4 protein-coding genes are annotated in these 3990 nt (G+C 56.6%); all 4 read right to left on the bottom strand.

The window, feature by feature from the left end:
- Window positions 1-1493, bottom strand: a 1493-nt coding sequence (locus VGG64_23530; protein ID HEY1602596.1) for a hypothetical protein, incomplete at its 3' end; no start/stop codon positions are given.
- A gap of 2 nt (window positions 1494-1495) precedes the next feature.
- Entirely contained in the window at window positions 1496-2803 is a 1308-nt protein-coding gene (locus VGG64_23525) for a hypothetical protein (protein ID HEY1602595.1), read from the bottom strand.
- Window positions 2804-3069: 266 nt separating this feature from the next.
- Window positions 3070-3756 (bottom strand): hypothetical protein, encoded by a 687-nt coding sequence (locus VGG64_23520; GenBank protein HEY1602594.1) that lies wholly within the window; start codon window positions 3754-3756, stop codon window positions 3070-3072.
- Window positions 3757-3771: 15 nt separating this feature from the next.
- The coding region (locus VGG64_23515) for a hypothetical protein (protein ID HEY1602593.1) at window positions 3772-3990 on the bottom strand (219 nt) is incomplete at its 5' end.

Below are 3990 nucleotides of genomic sequence, written 5' to 3'. Positions count from 1 at the left end.
CCACGACCCACTAAAACCGCCTGGCCCGTGGGATCCTGATACGTCGGAAGCAAATCGGGAATCTCCGGCCAATCACCGAACCGCTCAGCTGTGATTTTGATTGTGCGAGTCGTCTGCGGCGGCGCCAGCGAGACGGTTGCTCGCGTTGTCATGCCGTTTGACGGTCCGCTTGAACTCGCCGCAATCGGCAGCGCCAGCGTCATGGCGTTCGTTTTGTATTTCGAATCGACGAGGTATTCGGTATACATCGCCCGCTTCTGTTCGGACGACCAATCTGGCGGCCGTGTTGCGACAAGCGTCCCTTGGCTCATAGTCACCACCGGCACGGTATTCCGCAGCTCAGCTATTCCACCCGGGCTGGTGATAGAACTTGAGTTTCCGATTTTGTGGTTGTCGTCGCAGGGAGTTTGCAGATAGCACATGAACAACCCGGCCGGGCTGGCGAGGTCGATGTCCGTGGGCTCGGCCGACACCTTGGGATCATAGCCCGGCAGCGACAATGGATCGCCAATCGAGGCGCCAATTGCCGTGAAGTATTCCGGAGTTGTCGTCCGTCGCAGGCGCAGAATGACATCAATGGTGCTGTCATGCATGTGATCGACAAATCCGATTTGATCAACCATGTCATCCGTCGAGTACCGATTAATTTGTAATACGCTCTCGGCAATCTTCGCCCCCAGGGCAACCAGGGCTTTCTTATTGCTGTTGGGCGGCCCTTCTAAGTGGATCGCGATTTCACTGACCGAGCTGGCGCCGTCGTTTGTTGATTCTGAGTGATCGCACGTCCAGGTTGTGCCAGGCATAGGACAAGACGCGAACACCTGCCGGTCGGTGATGATATATTCCAAAGTCAGCCCGTCCGCCGATGTCGTGAAGTGCATCGCCTCTCGCTTGAATCCCGATTGCAACGGCGGAACAACCCAAGAGCGAAACGATTGAGCATTCAGGTTGAGCGTCGCGATTCGTAGACGTCCGCGAACGGTCCGGTTACAAAACCAATTCGTGTCGTACGAGTCCATCATCGACCAACGATTGCTGAGAACACCCTGAGTATTTGTGTCGTTGTTGCAATCGACTATCGCCAATTCGATTGTGAATTCAATCTTGAACAGCTTCGGGCTAACCCCCACAAGCTTGACATCGATCGGCTTCGGACCGTTGTTGACGTCGGCATTGGCGACATACGACCCGGGCCCCTGCAGCGACACGAGAGGAACGCCGCCGACGCTATAAGCGAATGGCTTTCGCGTCTCCATCAGCTGGGCTTTGATGTACGAGAAAAAGTCGACGATCGAGTTACCGACTTGCGGAAATGTGCCCACGGGGCCCGAGCCAACCACATCATGCACAAGGCACGAGACGGTCAAACGCACCTTGTGGTAAACAACATCGGTTTCGCTTTCCGAATCGTAGACCGCAGTTTCATCCCACATCTTGGTGAGACAATTCTCGAGTGTAATGCCGTTGTAAGAGACGTCGGTTCGATTGGTCATGACTATCTTCCTTTGCGTACTTTCCCGGCAAACTTTCCATCGGCCACGTCCGACAGAAAACCCTTCCAGGCAGGCGCGTCTCTGGGGTCGCGGGTGTTCTTTTCAATTTTTATGTTGACGCCAAGGAGCTTGTTGACCACTTCGACAATGCCGGCAGCGCTGTTATTCAATCCAGCGGAAAGCACGTTTTTGATATTTGACCATTCGTTTTTCCACGGTTGAACGGCCTCGTTGTATCTCTCCTCCGACTGTAAAACGCGTTTAACCGAATCAGCAGTTGCGCGACCCTGCTGAAACTTCAGGCGATTGTTCGATTGCTGAAGCTGACCAAACGCAACAGCGATTTTTCCGTTGAACGATTTCAAATATTCCTGCCCGGAAGAGAGCGACGATGCAAATCCGTGCATCGCGGACGGCACTTTCGCCAGGGCAGCGCCGGTTAAGGCTGCGGCACCTGCGACACCAGTTAGGCCGACGATTGTTGCGGAAGTTGCAGACAATCCGGCCGCTGCCGCACCAGCAACACCACCGCCAGCTGCCACGCCTTCCGCAGCTCCGGCAGCGGCGGATCGAGGAATGAGTAGACGCCCGAGATTGCCTGCGTGATGTGCAAGTCGAGAGAATCCGCTACGTGGGTCAGTTGAGTTACTGCCAACATTGCCCGCCAGGCCGCGAAGATTGTTCAGCGCGCCGCCAGGATGTCCGGTGAGTAGAATCGATTTAATATCCGCCAACGTAGCCGCGATTCGAGAAAGAATCGATCCGCCATCGGATTCGCGATTGTCGCCACGGTTGTTGCTTGCCTGCGGGAAACCACGATCGGGAAGGCTCTGAGTCATGCTGCGCAGGGGATTGGTTCGCCCAACACCCCATCCGCTGGCCGACTCGCGCCGCTCCCTTTGCTCCCTGGCTCGGTACATCAGTGAATCAGTTACATTGCTAACCAGCTTGTTTTCGTGATTGGCAGGAAACGGCGCGCCCCCGCCGGACGATGCTTGTGAGAGTGTTGCGAATCCCTGCCCAGTCTGCCGTTGTGGACCGGCGTCTCTCTGTCCCGCACCGATCATCCGGCCAATACCGGACAGTAATCGCGAGAACAGTCCTCCATGCACGTCGTTACCGCTTGCCGCCTGCCGCTTTTCATTCCTCTCGGCAGCATTCGACATCAGTGATTGTGTTACGTCGCCCATGCCCGTCGACGTTTTTCCGGACGCCAATCTTTCCGAGCCACCAGACGCGGCGTTAGCGAGTGCGCGCACGCCAGCGCCCGCGAGTAGTGGACCGACCAGGGATGCCAACGCTGGAAACACTTACGACCTCGCTATTTCAAGGGGAGGCGCGACAGCCTAACAGGTAAAAACCACCGGCTCCCCCGCGGGTGTCACGACTACAACAAGCAATCGCTTAACCCGCTGTCTCAAAAAACGCCCAGCGGAGCCACGCCCGCCGAAAGGACAAGTTTTAACGGGCAGGCTCGACGCTGGGCAACCACGCAACTTTTTTAACGCTGGCGAAGGCGGACCCGCGCAACCCGCCAAGGTAGGAACGGGCCGCCCTCGCCATGCGTAAAGGAGTTTCACGACTGTCCGTAATGATTCCCCAGGCTGCTAATTCGGATCACATGAGTCTGCAACGATTCAGCCGCCTTACGCTGATTTCTTGTTTGTTCTTCGATTCGCGCAAGGCACGATGGCGCAATGAAATCGGGACCAGTGACCACACTGCCGGGTTCGTCCGTCTCCCTGCGAACATCGCAACGCGACAGTCCCCAAATGCGCGCGATTTGCTCTTCCAAAACCCCCTGTTCCAGCAGCTGCGCAACCGATTCGCGCGGCTGATTTGGAATGTACGGCGGCGGCAATTGCAACTGCCGCGAAACGTTTGCCATTTCGTCGTTTAAAGCGCGTTCCATCATCCTGTGATCGCTCGGCTCCGCGGCGAGTTTAAATTCACGGTCGCGGATCGGCTCTTGCCATTCATGGATCAGCGCTCGCTCGGCCCACAAATATCGTTCCGCCAAGCGTTCCATCGCCGGCAATGCATGCGCGAGACGATCGGGGATCGCCGTTTCTGGAAGCGTAGAGACGAGCAACGCACCCGTGCGCAAATGTAGCCGCCATCGCGACTCAAGTTCGTCCGGCGCGAGGTCGTGACGGGCTAATTCGCGAACAAATAACTGCGCGGCGGTTAGGAACCATGCAGCTTGGGACGAGTCGCCGTCAGTGGCTTGAAACGCTTCGCAATCCATTGCCGTGGTGACCATTTTCTACTCCCTATTTCAATTCGTGTTATGAAGTTCTGAGTACCAGTTCATATTGATATCCGGCGATACTAGTACGCAGACCAACTCGCCGGCATTGGCGGTTTCAAGGCAAATAGCGCCGCGGTTTTGGCGGCTGGCCAAATTCTTGTAGAACGGCAACGCTATCCCGTTGTCGCCGGACGTCAACAGGATGCCCGGAGACGCCGCCGCGCCCAGGAGCACCTGGCAGACTTG

It is taken from the genome of Pirellulales bacterium (assembly GCA_036490175.1).
In the GTDB taxonomy this organism is placed as follows: domain Bacteria; phylum Planctomycetota; class Planctomycetia; order Pirellulales; family JACPPG01; genus JACPPG01.
The sequence above is the reverse complement of the archived record's forward strand: the minus strand, read 5'-3'. Positions and strand labels throughout refer to the sequence as shown.

Excerpts from the sequence above, each read along its gene's own strand:
- VGG64_23520 (HEY1602594.1), bottom strand. The coding sequence starts at position 3,756 with ATGGTCACCACGGCAATGGATTGCGAAGCGTTTCAAGCCACTGACGGC.